This window comes from Franconibacter helveticus LMG 23732, from assembly GCF_000463115.2.
Classification (GTDB): Bacteria; Pseudomonadota; Gammaproteobacteria; order Enterobacterales; family Enterobacteriaceae; genus Franconibacter; species Franconibacter helveticus.
In genome coordinates this window covers 3,737-4,048 of sequence record NZ_AWFX01000056.1, presented here as the reverse complement: position 1 = coordinate 4,048, position 312 = coordinate 3,737, and the positions used below count along the sequence as shown (strand labels likewise).

The following is a 312-nucleotide window of genomic DNA, read 5'->3' as shown; positions in this document are numbered from 1 at the left end:
CAGTACAGCATTCTGTGGGTGGAGCACGCGGACAAGGGGCGTCTGGAGCTGAACTTTCTGATCCCCAATACCGAACTGCTGACCGGCAGGCGGCTCCAGCCGTACTACGACCGCGCCGACCGGCCGCGCATCGATGCCTGGCAGACCATCGTGAACGGCAGACTGGGGCTGCATGACCCGAACGCGCCGGAAAACCGCCGGGCGCTGGTCACGCCGTCCGGACTGCCGAAAACGAAGCAGGAGGCCACTGAAGCCATCACGCGCGGACTGCTGACCCTTGCTTCGTCCGGGGAGCTGAAAAACCGTCAGGAC

At 64.7% G+C, this 312-nt stretch carries 1 protein-coding gene; it reads left to right on the top strand.

Annotated features, from left to right (window positions below; genetic code table 11):
* The coding region (locus DW56_RS19475; protein WP_161808557.1) for a relaxase family protein at window positions 1–312 on the top strand (312 nt) is incomplete at both ends.